Raw genomic sequence first — 18,568 nt, forward strand, 5'->3', positions numbered from 1 at the left:
GGCTCACAGCCAGCCGGCCTCCACGGCGATCCGCACCGCGTCGACGCGGTTGCGCGCCCCCGTCTTGCAGATGATTCGGGACAGGTGGTTGCGGACCGTTCCCACGGATAAGTACAGCTTCTCCGCGATCTCCTTGGACGCCGCCCCCTGCGCCGCGATGCGCAGCACGTCGAGCTCGCGGGGCGTCAAGGGGTTGTCGGCGGAGGCCAGCGCGGCGATGGCCAGGTCGGCGTCGACGGCCTTGCGCCCGGCGGCGACGCGGCGTATGCCCTCCGCGAGGTGCTCGGGCGCCACGTCGATGCTCAGGAAGCCGAGCGCGTGGGCGGCGAAGGCGCGCCGGACCTGCCCCGGGTTCGGCTGGCCTGACAGGAGCAGCACCCTGCACCGCGGGGCCTTCTCGTACAGGCGCGCGGCGGCGGTGAGGCCGTCCACGTCGGGAAGGTCCACGTCGATGACCGCCGCGTCCGGGTTGAGTTCCAGCGCCGCTGGGACGATGTACTCACCGGAGGCGACATCGGCGATCACCATGAGGTCCTTCTCCCCGTTCAGGGAAGCAACCAGGCCCCGCCGTACCAGCGGGAGATGTTCGGCGACCAGGATCCGTATCAAGGTGCTCCCTTGAGTGGCTTTGGAACAGACCCGGCATATGTCGCTTTGCCGGTCCATATCCCACGGTGTCTAGATGATTGCTGACCGTCAATGCAGTCTCTCGATTCGGTCCACGCCGCGCAAGTCACTCCTACGCTTGGTCGTTGATGCCCTTTTCCCGGCCCGGCGGGAGCCCGCGCGGAGTTCGGTTAGGCTCAGAGAGGGCATTGCACGCCGAAGCCGTCTTCTCCGCAGGTGGGGGTAGGGTCTATGAGCTGGCTCATCGTGGCCGGGTTTCTCATCTTCTTCCTCGGGATGGCCTTGTCCATTGCCCTGCACGAGCTCGGGCACCTCGTTCCCGCCAAGCTCTTCGGGGTGAAGGTCACGCAGTACATGGTCGGTTTCGGGCCCACGGTCTGGTCCCGGCGGCGCGGCGAAACCGAATACGGCCTCAAGTGGATTCCCTTCGGCGGTTACATCCGCATGATCGGCCCCCTTCCTCCCCGGCCCACCGACGATCCGAACAAACTGCGCAACCTGCCCACCGGCCCGTGGCAGGGGCTCATCGAGACCGCCAGGCAGGCGTCCCTGGAGGAGGTCCGGCCCGGCGACGAGAACCGCGTGCTGTACCGCAAGCCGTGGTGGCAGAGGTTCATCATCTTCCTCGGCGGGCCGCTCATGAACTTCCTCCTCGCGTTCGCCCTGTTCGCGGTGGTGTTCATGGGCTTCGGCGTCGAGGTCGCCAAGCCCGTGGTGGCCAAGGTGTCGCAGTGCGTCATGACCGTCGCGCAGGAGTCCAAGGGCCAGAAGTGCGACTCCACCTTCAAGCCCACCCCCGCCGCGCTCGCCGGGCTCCGCCCCAACGACGCCATCGTCTCCTTCGACGGCAAGCCGGTGCGCACGTGGGAGGACGCGACCGGCTACATCCGGTCGCACGGCGCGGGCCCCGTCACCATCGGCATCCGCCGCGACGGCGCGCCGATGACGCTCACCACCAGCCTCATCGCCCAGGACCGCCCCTCCGTCGAGGAGCCGGGCAAGGTCGACAAGGGCGTCGGCTTCCTGGGCGTCACCCCGGTCAGCGTGGTCGAGAAGCAGGGCCTCGGCTACACCGTCGGCGCCATGTGGAACATCACCTCCCGCACGGCCCACGCGCTGTCGCAGTTCCCGCAACGCCTGGTCGGCGTGTGGCAGGCCGCCTTCGGCGGGGCCGAGCGCCAGCTCGACAGCCCGCAGAGCATCGTCGGCGCGGGCCGCATCGGCGGCGAGATCGCCGCGTCCGCGCTGCCCATGGAAGGCAAGATCGTGGCGTTCATCCAGCTCCTCGCGGGCGTGAACCTGGCGATCGGCATGTTCAACCTCATCCCGCTGCTGCCCCTGGACGGCGGCCAGATCGCGGGCGCGGTCTGGGAGGGCCTCAAGCGCGGGTACGCCCGCGTGCGGCGCCGCTCGATGCCTGGACACGTGGACATCGCCAAGGCCCTACCCCTGACCTACGCGATGGTCGCGATCCTGCTCGTCGTCGGCGGACTGCTGGTCTACGCCGACATCGTCGCCCCGATCCGCCTCACCGGCTGAGCCTGCGGGCCCCGGCTCCGGCAGGAGCGGAGGGCCGGCGCCCACCCGAGGTGAGACGGCCCTGCCCGCGCGTCGCGGGCGGGGCTCAGTACATCGAGATGTGCACGTGGTCGAAGTGGTTGGCCGTGATGCCGCCGCGGTTCTCCATCGCGCGCCAGCCGGGGAAGCCCATGTTGTAGATGCGCTGCCGGTAGATCACGTACTTGACGCCCAGCTTGCCGCCGTTCTTGATCGCCCAGGCGGCGACCTGCTCGCCGAGCGCGACCTGGGGGGCGGACGGCATCGCGCCGCCGGAGCTGAGCATGAAGTCGCAGGCCCGGCCGAGGGGGTGCTCGCCGGAGTTCTCGGCGCGGTAGCAGCCGATCGGGAACCGCATGGCGAAGTGGTCCTTGATCTCGGCGCGGATCAGCCGCATGCGCGGGGTGATGTTGTCGCCCCCCGCGGGCAGCTCCGGCGCCCACGACCCGTTGGCCCTCTTGCCGGGCGCGGTCGGCACGAGCGTGTCGAGCTTGTCGGTGATCTGGTCGATCAGCTTCTCGGCCTCCTCGCGCCGGTCCTTCACCTCGGCCATGTCGGCGCGGAGCCGTTCGGTGAGCAGGGCGGCGTCGTCGGAGGCCTTCTTGCGCTCGTCCCGCACGGCGGCGAACCTGGCGATCTTCGCCTCCTGCTCGTCGCGCAGCTGGGTCAGCAGCGCGGCGCCGCCGTAGCCGGGGGACAGGAGCTGGCCGGCCATGCCGAGGTTGCCCGCCTGGTACTGGAGCTGGGCCAGGTCGCCCACCTGCGCCTGCGCGGCCTGCAAGCCCTTCTCGGAGGCCTTCAGGCGCGAGCGCGCGGCCTTCTCCGCGGTCTTGGCCTCGGCCGCCGCGACGCGCTTGGCGTTGTACTGCCCGATCAGCTTGTCGACCTGCTTGCCGAGCGACTCCAGTTGCGCCTTGAGCTGCTTCTCGGACGGCTTCGGCGCGGCGCCCGCCGTCGCCGTGCCGAGCAGGAGCCCGGCGGTGGTGAACGTGGCCAGCACGGCTGCGGCCACGCCGGCATGGCGGCGTGTCGTCGGGGGCAGAGCCCTCTCCTCTCCATCTGCCGACCGGGTTAGCTGACGGGTTCGGGCCGGAGAAGCCCTACCACGGACGTGGATTCACCCCAAGAACCTGTGGGTCCCCGGTTCCCAGGCGGGGCGCCTGGGATTTGGCGTACCGGCTGTTTCGGCCGGTGTTGGATGGATGTTAGTACCTGACCGCGGCCTGCGGGGAGTTTGGGGCGAAATGTCGCTAAAAATCACCTGATGTCCGAAGTTGCCGGGCGGCCTCCTCCGGGAGCACGTCGTTCACGAACGCGCCCATCGCCGACTCCGACCCGGCCAGGTACTTCAGCTTCTCCGCCGCCCTGCGGATGCTGAAGAGCTGGAGATGCAGGTAGGCCAGGTCGCGCCCCTGGCGCACCGGCGCCTGGTGCCAGGCGGCGACGTACGGCATCGCCACGCCGAACAGGCCGTCCAGCCGCCGCAGCACCCCGGTGTACAGCGGGCCGAACGACGCCCGCTCGCCGGCGTCCAGCGCCGTCAGGTCCGGCACCCGCCGGTTGGGGTAGACGTGCACCTCGAACGGCCAGCGCGCCGCGGCGGGGACGAACGCCGTCCAGTGCTCGTTCTCGGCCACCACGCGCACCCCGGCCTTGCGCTCGGCGGCGAGCACGTCGGCGAACAGGTCGCCGCCCGTGCGCTCCCGGTGGCGCGCCGCCGAGGCCAGCATGCGCCGGGTCCGCGGGGTCACGTACGGGTAGGCGTAGATCTGCCCGTGCGGGTGGGCGAGCGTGATGCCGATCTCCGCGCCGCGGTTCTCGAAGCAGAACACCTGCTCCACGCCCGGCAGCCGCGACAGCTCGGCGGTGCGGTCCGCCCACGCCGCGAGCACGAGCTCGACCTGGTCGGGGGAGAGGGCGGCGAAGGAGGAGTCGTGCGCGGAGGTGAAGCACACCACCTCGCACCGCCCGGCGCCCGCCCGCGCCTCGCTCAGCCCGCCCGGATCCTCATGCGCGCCCGCGTGCCCGCCGAAGGACGGGAAGCGGTTCTCGAAGACGGCGACGTCGTAGTCCGGGGACGGGATCTCGGTCGCCCGGCCGGGCGCGGAGGGGCACAGCGGGCACTGGTCGGCGGGCGGCAGGAACGTGCGGCCCTGGCGGTGCCCGGCGACGGCGACCCACTCGTCCAGGACGGGGTCGTGCCGCAGCTCCGAGGCCGGGGGGCGCGGCGGCAGCTCGCGGGTGTCGGCCGCGGAGCGGTCGGCGTCCTCGCGCCGGTCGAAGTAGATCAGCTCCCTGCCGTCCGCGAGGCGGGTGGTCGTGCGCCTCACTGGGCCGCCGCCTCGGCCGCCTCGCGTGGGTCGGCGAGCACCAGCGCGCCCACCTGGTCGGCGAGGAGGGGACGCGCGTCCTCCGGCAGGCCCGTGTCGCTGATCAGCACGTGCGCCTCCTCCAGTTTGGCGATCGTGCTGATGCCGACCGTGCCCCACTTGGTGTGGTCGGCCAGCACGACGAGTTGCTGCGCGGCGGCGACCAGCTCTCTGTTGGTCTCGGCCTCCAGCAGGTTCGGCGTGGTGAAGCCCGCCCTGAGGTTCATGCCGTGCACACCGAGCATGAGCGTGTCGACGTTCAGCTCGCGGATGGCGGCCACCGCGACCGGGCCGACGAGCGCGTCCGAGGGCGTGCGCACCCCGCCGGTGAGCACCACGGTCTGGTCCTGCCTGCCCGAGCGGTGGAAGACGTCGGCCACCTGCAGGGAGTTGGTGATGACGGTCAGCTCGGGGACGTCGGTCAGGAAGTGGGCGAGCGTCCAGGTCGTCGTGCCCGCCGACAGCGCGACGGCGGTGCCGGGGCGCACCAGCTCGGCGGCGCTGCGCGCGATGGCCTCCTTCTCGGCCTGCTGGCGCACGGACTTGGCGGCGAACCCGGGCTCCTCGGTGGAGCCGGCGCCGGTGGCCGTGGCGCCGCCGTGCACCTTCTCGACGAGCCCCCGCTCGGCGAGCACCTCCAGGTCCCTGCGGATCGTCATGTCCGAGACGCCGAGCTCGCGCACGAGGTCGGCGACGCGCGCCGCGCCGTTCCTGCGCACCCGCTCCAGGATCGCCTGCTGCCGCTGCTGGGCCAGCATCCCCCACCCCTTTCCACACATTCCACCAAATTATTACACATACCACCGCACCACTGTTGGAACATGGTGGGCTCGTGTCGCCGCGCCCGCGGTTCCTTTGACGTTTGGGCCTTGTACGCCCCCCGTTCACCGGGCGAGGGTGGGAGCACGGGACGAACGCGAAGGGACGCCGAGATGGCCAGACGCGCGCGCAAGAGCCGGGCACGCAAGAAGAAGAAGGCCAACCACGGCAGGCGCCCCGCGTCACGCTGAGACGCGCGGCCGCGGTCTAGGGGGTCTCCGGCGGGCGGGCGCCCCGCCCCCAGGCGGCGAGCAGGCGCGTCTGCGCGTCGGCGTCCTCCGGCAACGGCGGGCGATCTCCTATCACGCCCGCCTGCCGGTAGGCGTCCTCCGCCCCCGCGAACCACGCCGCGCAGACCTCGACCAGCTCGGGATCCAGGCGATCGCCGGCGCCGATGGCCGTCGCCAGGTCCCAGGTGTGGATCAGCGTGTCGGCGAACAACTCGGTGATGTACTCCTCGCCGGGGACGTCGCCGAACGACAGGCGCACCGTCCTCGCGAGCACGTCCGCCGGCTCCGTGGCGCGCACGGCCGCCGCCGCGGCGACGTCGAACGCCTTCACCGGGTCGTCGCCGAGCAGGTCCCCCTCCAGCAGGTCCTGCACCTCGGCCGCCGACCGGCCGGAGAAGAGCTCCGGAGCGCATAAGCTCTCGCCCACCAGATGCTCGACCAGCGTGCGCACGTCCCAGTCCCCGCACGCCGTGGGAAGCCGCCACTGGTCGGCTCTGACCCGGTGCACGTACCCGCCGAAGTGGTGCAGAGCCCGGCGGTACGCCTCGCGGATGTCCATCGTCATCATGCCCCTCCCGCGTCCTCGCCCTGACGTTAACCCGGCGGGCAAGATCTCGTCAGGGGGCGGGGGTCACCAGGGGCGGCACGGGCGCGGTGGCTCAGCCGAGCCCGGCGAGGGCGTCCTCGACGGCGCGGTGGAAGGTGGGGTAGGCGTAGATCATGCTCCGGAGCCGCTCGACCGGGATCCGTTCGTGGACGGCGAGGGTGAGCAGGGCGAGCACCTCGCCGCCGGACGGCCCCGCCACCGTCGCGCCCGCCAGCACGTTGCCGTCCGCCACGAGCTTCACGAATCCCTCGGCGCCCGCGATCCACCCCCGCGCGGAGGACTCTAGCGGGACCGTCGAGACGCGCACGTCCAGCCCCTTCTCCCGGGACTCCCGCTCGGTCGGCCCCACCGAGCCGACCTCGGGATCGGTGAAGGTCACGCGGGGCACGGCGTGATACTCCGCCGGAGGCCCCGGCTTGCCGAGGATGTCGGCGAGCGCGATCCTTGCCTGGTACATCGCTATATGGGTGAAAGGTCCCTTGCCGGTCACGTCCCCGACCGCCCAGACGCCGTCGGCCGCCCGCATGTGGCCGTCCACGGCGAGTGCGGGGGCCGACTCGTCCAGCCCCGCCGCCCCGGCGCCGAGCGCGGCCAGGTCCGAGCGGCGTCCCGTGGCCACCAGCAGCCGCTCGGCGCGGTGGCTGCCGGTGTCGGTCATCACGGTGAAGGCCGCGCCGTGGTGGTCGACGCGGGAGATCTCGGTCCCGGTGCGCACGGTGACGCCCTCGCCGGCGAACACCTTCGCGAGCAGGTCGCCCGCCTCCGGCTCCTCCTGGGGGAGCAGCCGGTCGGCCGCCTCGACGACGGTGACCTCGGCGCCGAAACGGCGGAACACCTGCGCCAGTTCGAGACCGACCGCGCCCCCGCCGAGCACGACCAGGGACTCGGGCACCTCCGTGGCCTCGACGGCCTGATGGTTGGTCCAGTACGGGGTGCCGGCCAGCCCCGGGATCGGCGGCACGGCGGCCTGTGAGCCGGTCGCGACGACGACGCCCCTGCGGGCGCGCAGCAGGCGGGCGCCGTCCACCAGGACCTCCCGCGGCCCGGTCAGCCTGCCGTGGCCGCGCACCAGGGTGCCGCCCTTGCCCGTGAAACGGGCGGCGGCGGTCGTGTCGTCCCAGCCGTCGGTCGCCTCCTCGCGGACGCGGCGCGCCACGGGCGTCCAGTCGGGGATCACGGCGGCCCGTCCGGCGGTCCCGCGGATCCGGCGGGCCTCGGCGAGCAGGTCGGCGGCGCGGATCATCATCTTGGACGGCACGCACCCCCAGTACGGGCATTCGCCGCCCACGAGCCGCGCCTCGACCCCGGCCACGGCGAGCCCCGCCTCGGCGAGCCGCCCCGCGACCTCCTCACCCCCAGGTCCCAGCCCCAGCACGATGACGTCGAACTCTTCCGCTTGCACACCCATGGCGTTCCTCTGCCCCACCCGATATCCAGCGAACGCCGACACGTCAAAACATGTCCGAATAGTCGTAATTCCCTGACGCGTCCCCCGGCGACCGCGCCTTTCCAACAACGCCCTGGATATCCTCCCTGCCCCCAGTAATTCCGCGGAGGTGAGCCCCCCGCCGGAGGCGACAAGGGTATGGGCGCTTGATCGTTCCCCTTGTAGTGTGCGGTCATGGACTGGCGGACCTGGCACGATGGTTACGACGTACCCGATTCGCCGTTGGCGCGTCGCTTGCGGGTCGTCCAGGAAAGGACCCGGCTGGCGCTCGACCGATGCCCTCCCGGCCCCCTGCGGGTCGTGAGCTTGTGTTCTGGTCAAGGGCGTGACGTGCTGGGAGTGTTGGCGGATCATCCACGCCGCGACGACGTCCACGCGCGGCTGGTCGAACTGGACCCGGGCAACACCGCGATCGCCGAAGAGGCGGTGAGGGTCGCGGGGCTCTCCCAGGTCGAGGTGATCACAGCCGATGCCGCGCTCACCGACCATTACCGGGACGTGGTGCCGGCAGACGTCGTGCTCATCTGCGGCTTGTTCGGCAACATCACCGACGAGGGCATCGAGCGCACCGTCGACACCTGCCGCCAATTGTGCAAGACCGGCGGTGTGGTGATCTGGACTCGGCATCGCGTGAAACCCGACCGGGTGCCGTTGATCTGCCGTTGGTTCGAGGATCGCGGGTTCGATCGCGAGTGGCTGTCGGAACCGGACGCCGGCTTCGGGGTCGGCGTGCATCGCTACGCAGGCCGACCGCAGCCTCTGCTGCCGGGACGGCGCATGTTCACCTTCGTCGGCTCCGACGTCCTGGAAGCCGAAGACGGCGACGCTTGAGGCGTCCCTCGAGGTCGTGGTGCCGCGCGGGTCACGAAATAGGGAACGGGCACGTAACGGGCACGACATCAAAATCCGGCCGTGAATGACGTGAGGCCCAGGTCGGGATCGTATCCTCTGCCTGGGCCTTCGTGGTGAGAGCGGACGACGGGAATCGAACCCGCGTAGCCAGTTTGGAAGACTGGGGCTCTACCATTGAGCTACGTCCGCGCGAGCCGGTCGCCGTCTGGTCTAGACTTCATCCGGTCGTCAGGACGTAAGCGTACCGGAGTTTCCGAGTGCGCGAGCGGCCAGGCGTTCCGGGGTGTAGCGCAGCTTGGTAGCGCGCCTGCTTTGGGTGCAGGAGATCATCGGTTCAAATCCGGTCACCCCGACACACGAGCCCAGGCTCGCCCGCGGCGGCGGGGGAGCGGCCCGGTGGACGTCGTGGCGGTCGTCCGGGGCGGCAGGGCGGCGGGTCCCCGGCCGGACGGCCGGCCCGTTCGATGCGGCGTCCGTCGCGCGACACCTATTCAAAAGGTGAGATCGCCGTTTGGGCGGGTGCGCACCGTGAGCGCCTGTGCAGACGTCTCCGGCTCGACATCAGCGCGTAACCGGGCCGAAATTTCGACGTAGGCCCAAGGACGTTTTCGTGGCGTTCCAGACGGGGGTCAAGCGGAGCCGAAAAGCGCCCAGACGGCCTTGCCGCCCTCGTCCAGGGCGTCCCATCCCCAGCGCGTGCTGTAGGTCTCCACGATGTGCAGCCCGCGCCCGTGCTCGGAGATGAAATCCGGCTCCTTGGGCGTCGGGATCTCGTCGCTGGGGTCGGAGACGGCGAGCAGCACGTGCGGCGAGAGGCGCAGCAGGATCAGCGTGATCGGCTGGGCGTCCAGGCGTCGCGGCCCGCAGATGCCGTAGCGCACGGCGTTGGTGACCAGCTCGGATACGACGAGGACCGCGTCGTCGCAGAGCGGGGCCAGTCCCCAGCGGCCGAGGGTGGTCCTCGTGACGTCGCGGGCCGTTTTCACGGAATCGGCCTGGGGCCGCAGCGGGCAGGTGGCGGTGTCGCGGCGGAGCGCGGAGCGCATGAGCCGCTGGAAACCCACGTCACCGGTCGGTTCGAGACATCGGGCTGCGGATACCGGCTCCAGCATCCCGCTGATACCTCCCGCCGTCATTGTGAGTCTCCGCGCCCTGTCGTCTCTTTACGAGTTAGTGCACCTTTAGCCCAATATGCACTAGGCCATCATGGGTCAGTATTGCGGCTCATGCAAGACCCAAATGCACGTGCAGCTGCGTCGTGCAAACGCAAGAGCCGCACCGTTCGCGCTCCGTGAGCACCGGTCACCCGGCCGTCGGAAGGGCGCGCGCACCAGACCTTGTCACGCGGGCCGGAAGTGGTGACACTGTGTTGGCTGGCCGCGTAGACCCTAGAAGAGAAGGAGGCCGAATGACTCAGTACCAGCCTGGCTCCGGTCCGACGGCCCTCCGCATTCTTCTCGGCACCCAGCTGCGCCGCCTGCGCGAGGAGAAGGGCATCACACGCGAGGACGCCGGCCACGTGATCCGCGGCTCCGAGTCCAAGATCAGCAGGATGGAGCTCGGCCGGGTCGGGTTCAAGGAGCGCGACGTCGCCGATCTGCTGGCCTACTACGGGGTCGCCGAGGGCGAGGCGCGCACCGCCGTCATGAACCTGCTGGAGAGGGCCAACGAACCCGGCTGGTGGCACCGCTTCAACGACCTCCTCCCCTCGTGGTTCCAGGCGTACGTCGGCCTTGAGGAGGCGGCGGCCCGCATCCGCACCTACGAGGTGCAGTTCATCCCGGGCCTGCTGCAGACCAAGGAGTACGCCCGCGCCGTCATCACCGCGGGCGCCGCGGGCATCGGCCCCGCCGAGATCTCGCGTCGCGTCGACCTGCGCATGGAGCGCCAGCGCGTCCTCGACCGCGACGACGGCCCCATCTTCTGGGCCGTCATCGACGAGGCCGCGCTGCGGCGTCCCATCGGGGGGACCGACGTGATGCGCGGCCAGCTGGAGCATCTGCTCGAACTCATGCGCCAGCCGAAGATCACCATCCAGGTCATGCCGTTCAGCTTCGGCGGTCACAGCGCCGAGGGCGGCGCCTTCAGCATCCTGCGCTTCCACGACAACGACCTGCCGGACGTGGTGTACGTCGAGCAACTCGCGAGCGCGCTCTACCTCGACAAACGCGAGGAAGTGGACCGTTACAGCGAGGTGATGGAGCGGCTGTGCGCCGTCAGCACCACCCCCGAGGCCACCGTCGATATCTTGCAGAAGATCATCTCTGACCGAATGTGACGCCTGTCGATGACGCCGGAGGTGCCCGTCTGCCCTAGACTGGCATGCGGCGCTGGACACCCGCCACAGTTGAGCACGCCCGAGCCGGGCGTGCCCGCTGGCTGTGCACTGAGCCGCCCAAGTGGGCGCGGCGCGCGATCGTGTCGCGGTGGCCGTACGGCATGACGCGCCCGCGATCACCAGAAGCTTGATCAAGGAGACCACCCCGTGAAGACCGCTGTCGAGGAGCTCAGCCCCACCCGGGTGAAGCTCACCGTCGAGGTGCCGTTCGAGGAGCTCGAGACGAGCATGCAGGCGGCGTACAAGAAGGTCGCGCAGCAGGTGCGCGTGCCCGGCTTCCGCCCCGGCAAGGTTCCCGCCCGCATCATCGAGCAGCGCTTCGGCCGCGCGGTGGTCCTGGAGGAGACGCTCAACGACGCCCTGCCGAAGCTGTACGGCAAGGCCGTCGACGAGAGCGACGTCTTCCCCGTCAGCCAGCCGGAGATCGAGGTCACCAAGATCGACGACGGCAAGGAGGTGGAGTTCACCGCCGAGGTGGACGTCCGCCCCGCCTTCGACGTCCCCGACTACAAGGACATCGAGGTGACCGTCCCCTCCTCGGAGGTCTCGGACGAGGACATCGACACGCAGGTCGACGCGCTGCGTCAGCGCTTCGCCACGCTGGCCGGCGTCGAGCGCGCCGCCGGCAACGGCGACTACGTCGTCATGGACCTCGCCGCCACGATCGACGGCAAGAACATCGAGGAGCAGCAGGCCTCCGACGTCTCCTACGAGGTCGGCGCGGGCTCGGTGCTCCAGGGCCTCGACGACGCCCTGGTCGGCATGGCCGCCGGCGACGAGAAGACCTTCACCACCACGCTGGTGGGCGGCGAGAACGCCGGCGAGGAGGCCGACGTCACCATCAAGGTCAAGAACGTCAAGGAGAAGGTCCTCCCCGAGCTCGACGACGAGTTCGCCGGTCTGGCGAGCGAGTTCGACACCCTGCAGGAGCTGCGCGACAGCATCCGCGAGCAGGCCCGCCGCAACAAGCTCATCGACCAGGTCGTGCAGGCCCGCGAGAACGCTCTGACGGCTCTGCTGGACCAGATCGACATCCCGCTGCCCGACAGCGCCCTCAGCGCCGAGGTGGACGCCCGCAAGCACAATCTGGAGCACCAGATCGGTGAGAGCGGTCTGAGCCGTGAGGCGTTCTTCCGGCTCTACCAGACCACCGAGGAAGAGCGCTTCGCCGAGTTCGACGAGAACTCCCGCAAGGCGATCAAGACCGGCTTCGTGCTCGACAAGATCGTCAAGCAGGAGGATCTGGGCGTCAGCGAGCAGGAGCTGACCAACTTCGTGGTGCGCCGCGCCGCCCAGCTCGGCGTCGCCCCGAACACGCTCGCTCAGCACCTCGCCGACAACGACCAGCTCACCCTGGCCATGGTCGAGATCGTCCGTGACAAGGCCAAGACCGTCATCGGCGACGCCGCCAAGGTGACCGACGAGGACGGCAACGAGGTCGACCTCAAGGCCATCTACGCCGAGCTGAACGCCGAGGAGGAGGCCGCGGAGGACGCCCCGGCCGCTCAGGGCGCCGAGTGACCTGCGCGTCCTGGCTCTGAGGCGCGGCCCGCGCCTCCGTGTGATCGTCCATGCCCTCACCGTGGTGCACGGTGAGGGCATTGGCGTTTAGCGCGACATACGCACCCTTGTGCAACCTTTGTGGTGATTGTTGCGGTATCCGGGGCAACTCCCGACTGTGGGAGCGGGCTACCGGGGGCGCCGGTGATAGAGGCATACCTCATCGTGGCGGTCGCGGTCGCCGTGATGATGCTGGTCGGACGGGCGGTGGCGCGCGGGACGGGCATACCGTCGGCGATCCCCCTCGTCCTGCTCGGCGTCGCGGCGAGCTTCGTGCCCACCATGTCCAAGGCCGTGGTGCCGCCCGAGTTCATCCTCAACCTGTACCTCCCCCTGCTGGTCTACCGCGCCGCCTTCCTCACCGCCCCCCGGGAGACCAAGGAGGACGCGGTCCCCATCTCGGTGATGGCCTTCGGCCTCACCTGCGCCACCGCCCTCGCGGTCATGGCCGCCGTACGCCTCGTCCTGCCGGAGGTCGGCTGGCCCGTGGCGCTCGCCCTCGGCGCCGCCGTCGCCCCCACCGACCCGGTGTCGGCCACGTCGATCATGCGCCGCCTCGGCACCCCGCGCCGCCTGGTGACGATCCTGGAGGGCGAGAGCCTCGTCAACGACGCCGTGGCGCTCACCCTGTTCGGCCTGGCCCTCACGGCGCTCATCGAGCCCGTCACGCTCGCCGCCGGCGCCCTGCTGCTCGTGCGCGTCGTCGCGGGCGGCGTGCTGTACGGCCTCGCGCTCGGCTGGGTGGTCGGCAGGCTCCGCGGCCGGATCACCGACCCGGGCGCGCAGATCGTGCTCTCGCTGATCACGCCGTTCGTCGCCTACCTGCCCGCCGAGCACTTCGGCCTCTCCGGCGTGCTCGCCACGATCAGCACCGGCTTCTATTTGGGCACGCGCGCCCACGGACTGCTCCAGCCCGCCTCCCGGCTCACCGGCAACGCCTTCTGGGAGGTGCTGGTGCTGCTCCTGGAGTCCAGCCTGTTCGTGTTGCTCGGGCTGGAGATCCGCCAGGTGATCGCCGGGGTGTCGAACTACTCGGTCGGCATGCTGGCCACGACGGCGGTGGTCGTCCTCGCCGCGGTGGTGGTGCTGCGTCTGCTGTGGACCATGATCGCCTTCCGGCTGGCTCGGTGGCTGCCGGGCAGGCACCTGTCGTTCGACCGCGTCGGCAGGCGTGAGCGGCTGGTGATGGGCTGGGCGGGCATGCGGGGCGCCATCACGCTCGCGGTCGCGCTGTCCATCCCGTTGAGCGTGGCCAACCGGCCGCTGATGATCTTCCTGGCCGCGGTGGTGGTCCTCGTGACCCTGCTCGGACAGGCGACCACGCTCGCGCCCCTGCTGCGACGCCTCGGGCTCGGCGAATCCAAGAAGGCCGTCCTCGAGGAGGCACGCGCCCGCCGGGCCACCGCCGAGGCCGCGCTGTCGCGCCTGGAGGACCTCGCCTCCGACGACCGGGTCGACGAGCACACCGCCGAGGTTTTCCGCCAGCTTTACGAACTTCGCCTCGACCGCGCCCGCGCCGTCCTGGAGGAGAGCGACGGCGACGAGGACAAGGGGCTCGACGAGCCGGGCCTGCGCTGGCTGCGCAAGCAACTCGCCCGTGCGCAACGGGAGGAAGTGGACGAGCTGTACGCCAAAGGCAAGATCAGCGCGACCACCCAGCGGCACCTCATCCACGAGCTTGACCTGGAGGAGCGCCGCCGCGCGTCGGATTCGCAGTGAGCTTTCGACACCTGCGCCGTCAGCGAACAGTGTTGAGACCGGGCCTGACCGGTGCTTGCCGCGCGTTAAGGTCACAAGCAACGCCCATCGATTACGACGCATCGGAAGGTGACGCTGTGACCAGCCCGCCGACCTCATACCAGCCCGCCAGCTTCGGGCCGGAGTCCCGGGGCCGTGAGAACGGCTCGTTCCGGCTGGAGGACCAGCTTTACAACCGTCTGTTGCGTGAGCGCATCGTGGTGCTCGGCACCCAGGTGGACGACGAGGTCGCCAACCGCATCTGCGCCGAGCTGCTGCTGCTGGCCGCCGACGATGCCGATCGCGACATCTGGCTCTACATCAACTCGCCAGGCGGTTCGGTGACGGCCGGCATGGCGATTTACGACATGATGGAGTATGTGCCGAACAATGTCTGCACGGTGGCCATGGGACTCGCCGCCTCGATGGGACAGTTCCTCCTGTGCGCCGGGGCACACGGCAAGCGCTACGCGCTTCCGCACGCCCGCATCATGATGCACCAGCCATCCGGCGGCATCGGCGGCACGGCCGCGGACATCGCGATCCAGGCGGAGCAGATGCTCTACGTCAAGAAGACCTTGGCCGAGCGCATCGCCCACCACACCGGCCAGCAGCTCGACCAGATCGAGAAGGATTCCGACCGGGACCGCTGGTTCACCGCCGAAGAGGCCAAGGACTACGGCTTCATCGACCACGTCGTGCGCAGCGCCCGGCAGGTGCCCTCTGAGGGCGCCGTCTCCTGAAGGGACAATTCGTGAGTGACCTGATCCGGCCGGGAGACATCAACGGCCGTTACATCATCCCTTCGTTCGTCGAACGCACCACGTACGGCGTCAAGGAGATGAACCCTTACAACAAGCTCTTCGAGGACCGCATCATCTTCCTCGGAGTGCAGATCGACGACGCGTCGGCGAACGACGTCATGGCCCAGCTCCTGACGCTGGAGTCGCTCGATCCCGACCGTGACATCAGCATCTACATCAACTCGCCCGGCGGCTCGTTCACGGCCATGACGGCGATCTACGACACGATGCAGTTCGTCAGGCCCGAGATCCAGACGGTCTGCCTCGGCCAGGCGGCGTCGGCCGCGGCCGTGCTGCTCGCCGGCGGCACGCCGGGCAAGCGCTTCGCGCTCCCGAACGCCCGCATGCTGATCCACCAGCCCTCCACCGAGGGCGGGGGCCAGGGCAGCGACATCGAGATCCAGGCCCGCGAGATCCTGCGCATGCGCTCGCTCCTGGAGGAGATCGTCGCCCGCCACTCGGGCAAGTCGCCCGAGCAGGTCCGCCGCGACATCGAGCGCGACAAGATTCTCAACGCCGACGAGGCCAAGGAGTACGGCCTCATCGACGACATCATCCCCTCACGGAAGAAGCGCGCTCAAGCGGTTGCTTCCTGAGGACGCGGATCGCACCGGAACGGTGCCCAATTGGGCACGTTCCGGTGCGACTCACCGCTAGGGGGCGCACTGAGGGCCCAGAAGACGGTAACGTCGAAACCTGAGCGGGATGACTTTTCGGACCGAGTCCGCAAGATTCGGATCGCGGAGCAGGCGGTCCCACGCAAAGGAGTATCTGGGGTGGCACGCATCGGCGACGGCGGAGACCTGCTGAAGTGCTCGTTCTGCGGGAAGAGCCAGAAGCAAGTCAAGAAGCTCATCGCCGGACCAGGCGTCTACATCTGCGATGAGTGCATCGATCTCTGCAACGAGATCATCGAGGAGGAGCTCTCCGAGTCCTCCGAGCTCAAGTGGGACAGTCTCCCCAAGCCGAGAGAGATCTTCGAGTTCCTGGACGCTTATGTCATCGGCCAGGACAAGGCGAAGAAGGCCCTCTCGGTGGCGGTGTACAACCACTACAAGCGGGTGCAGTCCGGCGAACGCGGCCGAGACGACGGTCTGGAGGTGGGCAAGTCCAACATCCTTCTCCTCGGCCCGACAGGCTCGGGCAAGACCTTGCTCGCGCAGACTCTCGCCAAGATGCTGAACGTGCCGTTCGCCATCGCGGACGCCACGGCGCTCACCGAGGCGGGTTACGTCGGCGAGGACGTCGAGAACATCCTCCTGAAACTGATCCAGGCCGCTGACTACGACGTCAAGAAGGCCGAGACGGGCATCATCTACATCGACGAGGTCGACAAGATAGCCCGGAAGAGCGAGAACCCTTCGATCACGCGCGACGTGTCCGGCGAAGGTGTGCAACAGGCCCTGCTGAAGATCCTCGAGGGCACGACCGCCTCGGTCCCGCCGCAGGGCGGCCGCAAGCACCCGCACCAGGAGTTCATCCAGATCGACACCACCAACGTGCTGTTCATCTGCGGTGGGGCGTTCGCGGGGCTTGAAAAGATCATCGAGTCGCGCATCGGCAAGAAGGGGATCGGCTTCAACGCCATCCTCCACTCCAAGGACGAGATCGACGCCTCGGACATCTTCTCGGACGTCATGCCCGAGGACCTGCTGAAGTTCGGCATGATCCCCGAGTTCGTCGGCCGTCTGCCGATCATCACGAGCGTGCACAACCTCGACCGCGACGCGCTGATCCAGATCCTCACCGAGCCGAGGAACGCTCTGGTCAAGCAGTACCGCCGGCTGTTCGAGCTCGACAACGTCGAGCTGGAGTTCACCGACGACGCCCTGGAGGCCATCGCCGACCAGGCCATCCTGCGGGGCACGGGCGCCCGCGGGCTGCGCGCCATCATGGAGGAGGTCCTCCTCTCGGTGATGTACGAGGTGCCGTCCCGCCAGGACGTCGCGCGGGTGGTCATCACCCGTGAGTCCGTGCTGGAGCACGTGAACCCCACGCTGGTCCCGCGGGACCAGCTCAATGCCAAGCAGCAGCGCGCTCCCCGGGAGAAGTCCGCCTGACCGGCGGCTCCCGCACGCGCACCAGGCCGCATGAACGCGTGAGCGGAGGGGCGACCGCTCACCGTCATGGCACGCGCCCGTGCCGTCTTACCGGCACGTGTCGATCGGGTGCCCGACAGGTTACGTAACGTAGTACAGGGCGTTATTGGTCCGCCGAATGCGCGTTTTTGTGCCTCGCGCCCGTATATCCGGTTACGGGCCTGTGCGGACGCGACACGGGCAAGGGGGCGGCCTCCCTACAATTGGTGACTGTGACAACGCCTGAGCTGCCTACTCAATACGCACCCGCCGACGTCGAGACCCGGAGCTACGAGCGCTGGGTATCCGAGGGCTACTTCCGGGCGGACGTAGACAGCGAGCGCGAGGCCTACAGCATCGTCCTGCCCCCGCCCAACGTCACCGGCGTCCTCCACATCGGCCACGCCCTCGACCACTCCATCCAGGACGCCCTCACCCGGCGGGCCCGCATGCGAGGCTTCGAGACCCTCTGGCTCCCCGGCATGGACCACGCCGGCATCGCCACGCAGAACGTCGTCGAGCGCGAGCTGGCCAAACAGGGCCTCTCCCGGCACGACCTCGGCCGCGAGGCGTTCGTCGAGCGCGTCTGGCAGTGGAAAGAGGAGTCCGGCGGCCGCATCCTCGGCCAGATGACCAAGCTCGGCGACGGCGTCGACTGGTCCCGCGAGCGCTTCACCATGGACGAGGGGCTGTCCCGCGCCGTCCAGACCATCTTCAAGCGCCTCTTCGACGACGGCCTCATCTACCGCGCCGAGCGCATCATCAACTGGTGCCCCCGCTGCCTGACCGCGCTGTCGGACATCGAGGTCGACCACTCCGACGACGAAGGCGAGCTCGTCTCCATCCGCTACGGCGACGGCGACGCGTCCATCGTGGTCGCCACCACCCGTGCCGAGACCATGCTCGGCGACACCGCCGTCGCCGTGCACCCCGCGGACGACCGCTACGCCCACCTCATCGGCACGATGGTCGAGGTGCCCTTCACCGGCCGGCTGATCCCCATCGTGGCCGACGAGCACGTCGACCCCGCGTTCGGCACCGGAGCCGTCAAGGTCACCCCCGCGCACGACCCCAACGACTTCGAGATCGGGCGCCGCCACGGCCTGCCGTCGCTCACCGTCATGGACGAGCGCGGCGTCATCACCGCCCACGGCCCGTTCCAGGGCCTCGACCGCTTCGAGGCCAGGCCCGCCGTGGTCGCCGCGCTGCGCGCGGAAGGGCGCATCGTCGCCGAGAAGCGCCCATACCTCCACGCCGTCGGCCACTGCTCCCGCTGCAAGACCGTCGTCGAGCCGCGCCTGTCCCTGCAGTGGTTCGTCAACGTCCAGCCCTTGGCGAAGGCCGCCGGCGACGCCGTGCGCGACGGCCGCACCCGTGTCCACCCGCCCGAGCTCGCCAAGCGCTACTTCGACTGGGTCGACGACATGCACGACTGGTGCATCTCGCGTCAGCTCTGGTGGGGGCACCGCATCCCCGTCTGGTACGGCCCCGAGGGCGAGGTCGTCTGCGTCGGCCCCGACGAGCAGGCCCCGCCCGGCTACGTC

General features: G+C 69.6%; 17 protein-coding genes, 2 tRNA genes and 1 riboswitch (1 of these 20 only partly in view). Of the genes, 11 read left to right on the forward strand and 8 right to left on the reverse strand.

Annotated features, from left to right (window positions below):
- Positions 1-3: 3 nt before the first annotated feature.
- Positions 4-609: a response regulator transcription factor gene (locus BJ981_RS21295; RefSeq protein WP_184613045.1), complete on the reverse strand. Its 606-nt coding sequence runs from the start codon at positions 607-609 to the stop codon at positions 4-6.
- A 249-nt stretch (positions 610-858) separates the two neighbouring features.
- On the opposite strand from BJ981_RS21295, the gene BJ981_RS21300 reads away from it, so the two are divergent.
- Positions 859-2,166, forward strand: a complete 1,308-nt coding sequence (locus BJ981_RS21300) for a M50 family metallopeptidase (protein ID WP_184613046.1) — start codon at positions 859-861, stop codon at positions 2,164-2,166.
- Positions 2,167-2,251: 85 nt separating this feature from the next.
- Here BJ981_RS21300 and BJ981_RS21305 read toward each other — a convergent pair whose 3' ends face one another.
- From BJ981_RS21305 to BJ981_RS21315, 3 genes are all read right to left on the reverse strand, one after another.
- Positions 2,252-3,196, reverse strand: coding sequence for a coiled-coil domain-containing protein (locus BJ981_RS21305; RefSeq protein ID WP_184613047.1), 945 nt, complete (start codon positions 3,194-3,196; stop codon positions 2,252-2,254).
- 34 nt (positions 3,197-3,230) lie between these two features.
- A riboswitch (cyclic di-AMP (ydaO/yuaA leader) is annotated at positions 3,231-3,367 on the reverse strand.
- 67 nt (positions 3,368-3,434) lie between these two features.
- On the reverse strand, positions 3,435-4,514 hold the full coding sequence (gene galT, locus BJ981_RS21310; protein WP_184613048.1) for a galactose-1-phosphate uridylyltransferase: 1,080 nt from the start codon (positions 4,512-4,514) through the stop codon (positions 3,435-3,437).
- A complete protein-coding gene (locus BJ981_RS21315; RefSeq protein WP_184613049.1) occupies positions 4,511-5,311 on the reverse strand; it encodes a DeoR/GlpR family DNA-binding transcription regulator in 801 nt (266 codons plus the stop codon). Before BJ981_RS21315 ends, galT begins: the two co-directional genes overlap by 4 nt.
- Before the next feature lie 174 nt (positions 5,312-5,485).
- On the opposite strand from BJ981_RS21315, the gene BJ981_RS39680 reads away from it, so the two are divergent.
- On the forward strand, positions 5,486-5,563 hold the full coding sequence (locus BJ981_RS39680) for a 50S ribosomal protein bL37 (protein ID WP_372437254.1): 78 nt from the start codon (positions 5,486-5,488) through the stop codon (positions 5,561-5,563).
- A gap of 16 nt (positions 5,564-5,579) precedes the next feature.
- On the opposite strand, the gene BJ981_RS21320 is transcribed toward BJ981_RS39680, so the two are convergent.
- Complete coding sequence (locus BJ981_RS21320; RefSeq protein WP_239139780.1) at positions 5,580-6,170, reverse strand: TIGR03086 family metal-binding protein; 591 nt, start codon at positions 6,168-6,170, stop codon at positions 5,580-5,582.
- Between the two features lie 91 nt (positions 6,171-6,261).
- Positions 6,262-7,617, reverse strand: a complete 1,356-nt coding sequence (locus BJ981_RS21325) for a dihydrolipoyl dehydrogenase family protein (protein WP_184613050.1) — start codon at positions 7,615-7,617, stop codon at positions 6,262-6,264.
- 213 nt (positions 7,618-7,830) lie between these two features.
- Here BJ981_RS21325 and BJ981_RS21330 point away from each other — a divergent pair, with 213 nt between their 5' ends.
- Positions 7,831-8,487 carry a class I SAM-dependent methyltransferase family protein gene (locus BJ981_RS21330; RefSeq protein ID WP_184613051.1) on the forward strand — a complete coding sequence of 219 codons (657 nt, stop codon included), beginning with the start codon at positions 7,831-7,833 and terminating at the stop codon, positions 8,485-8,487.
- A 139-nt stretch (positions 8,488-8,626) separates the two neighbouring features.
- Here the strand turns inward: BJ981_RS21330 and BJ981_RS21335 are convergent.
- A tRNA-Gly gene (locus BJ981_RS21335) sits at positions 8,627-8,697 on the reverse strand.
- Between the two features lie 90 nt (positions 8,698-8,787).
- Here BJ981_RS21335 and BJ981_RS21340 point away from each other — a divergent pair.
- A tRNA-Pro gene (locus tag BJ981_RS21340) sits at positions 8,788-8,861 on the forward strand.
- 276 nt (positions 8,862-9,137) lie between these two features.
- Here the strand turns inward: BJ981_RS21340 and BJ981_RS21345 are convergent.
- Positions 9,138-9,554, reverse strand: a complete 417-nt coding sequence (locus BJ981_RS21345; RefSeq protein ID WP_239139781.1) for an ATP-binding protein — start codon at positions 9,552-9,554, stop codon at positions 9,138-9,140.
- Between the two features lie 362 nt (positions 9,555-9,916).
- On the opposite strand from BJ981_RS21345, the gene BJ981_RS21350 reads away from it, so the two are divergent.
- The 7 genes from BJ981_RS21350 to BJ981_RS21380 form a co-directional block, all read left to right on the forward strand.
- Complete coding sequence (locus BJ981_RS21350) at positions 9,917-10,786, forward strand: Sco1979 family transcriptional regulator (RefSeq protein ID WP_184613053.1); 870 nt, start codon at positions 9,917-9,919, stop codon at positions 10,784-10,786.
- A 207-nt stretch (positions 10,787-10,993) separates the two neighbouring features.
- The gene (gene tig / locus BJ981_RS21355; RefSeq protein ID WP_184613054.1) at positions 10,994-12,367 is read left to right on the forward strand and encodes a trigger factor; all 1,374 of its coding nucleotides are present in this window, start codon (positions 10,994-10,996) and stop codon (positions 12,365-12,367) included.
- 183 nt (positions 12,368-12,550) lie between these two features.
- Positions 12,551-14,125 (forward strand): Na+/H+ antiporter, encoded by a 1,575-nt coding sequence (locus tag BJ981_RS21360; RefSeq protein WP_184613055.1) that lies wholly within the window; start codon positions 12,551-12,553, stop codon positions 14,123-14,125.
- A gap of 116 nt (positions 14,126-14,241) precedes the next feature.
- The gene (locus BJ981_RS21365; protein WP_184613056.1) at positions 14,242-14,886 is read left to right on the forward strand and encodes a ClpP family protease; all 645 of its coding nucleotides are present in this window, start codon (positions 14,242-14,244) and stop codon (positions 14,884-14,886) included.
- Between the two features lie 11 nt (positions 14,887-14,897).
- The gene (locus BJ981_RS21370; RefSeq protein WP_184613057.1) at positions 14,898-15,542 is read left to right on the forward strand and encodes an ATP-dependent Clp protease proteolytic subunit; all 645 of its coding nucleotides are present in this window, start codon (positions 14,898-14,900) and stop codon (positions 15,540-15,542) included.
- Positions 15,543-15,722: 180 nt separating this feature from the next.
- Positions 15,723-17,006, forward strand: coding sequence for an ATP-dependent Clp protease ATP-binding subunit ClpX (clpX, locus tag BJ981_RS21375; RefSeq protein ID WP_184613058.1), 1,284 nt, complete (start codon positions 15,723-15,725; stop codon positions 17,004-17,006).
- A gap of 242 nt (positions 17,007-17,248) precedes the next feature.
- Positions 17,249-18,568, forward strand: the 5' portion of a protein-coding gene (locus BJ981_RS21380; protein ID WP_184613062.1) for a valine--tRNA ligase. 1,281 nt of this gene lie beyond the right edge of the window; only the first 1,320 of its 2,601 coding nucleotides appear in the window; the start codon lies at positions 17,249-17,251; its stop codon lies off the right edge, out of view.

The sequence above is a fragment of the Sphaerisporangium krabiense genome, assembly GCF_014200435.1.
Lineage (GTDB): Bacteria > Actinomycetota > Actinomycetes > Streptosporangiales > Streptosporangiaceae > Sphaerisporangium > Sphaerisporangium krabiense.

Coding starts and splice junctions, on each gene's coding strand:
- BJ981_RS21325 (WP_184613050.1), bottom strand. CDS start 7,617: ATGGGTGTGCAAGCGGAAGAGTTCGACGTCATCGTGCTGGGGCTGGGA.
- BJ981_RS21350 (WP_184613053.1), top strand. CDS start 9,917: ATGACTCAGTACCAGCCTGGCTCCGGTCCGACGGCCCTCCGCATTCTT.
- BJ981_RS39680 (WP_372437254.1), top strand. CDS start 5,486: ATGGCCAGACGCGCGCGCAAGAGCCGGGCACGCAAGAAGAAGAAGGCC.
- BJ981_RS21330 (WP_184613051.1), top strand. CDS start 7,831: ATGGACTGGCGGACCTGGCACGATGGTTACGACGTACCCGATTCGCCG.
- BJ981_RS21345 (WP_239139781.1), bottom strand. CDS start 9,554: ATGCGCTCCGCGCTCCGCCGCGACACCGCCACCTGCCCGCTGCGGCCC.
- BJ981_RS21320 (WP_239139780.1), bottom strand. CDS start 6,170: ATGATGACGATGGACATCCGCGAGGCGTACCGCCGGGCTCTGCACCAC.
- BJ981_RS21315 (WP_184613049.1), bottom strand. CDS start 5,311: ATGCTGGCCCAGCAGCGGCAGCAGGCGATCCTGGAGCGGGTGCGCAGG.
- BJ981_RS21300 (WP_184613046.1), top strand. CDS start 859: ATGAGCTGGCTCATCGTGGCCGGGTTTCTCATCTTCTTCCTCGGGATG.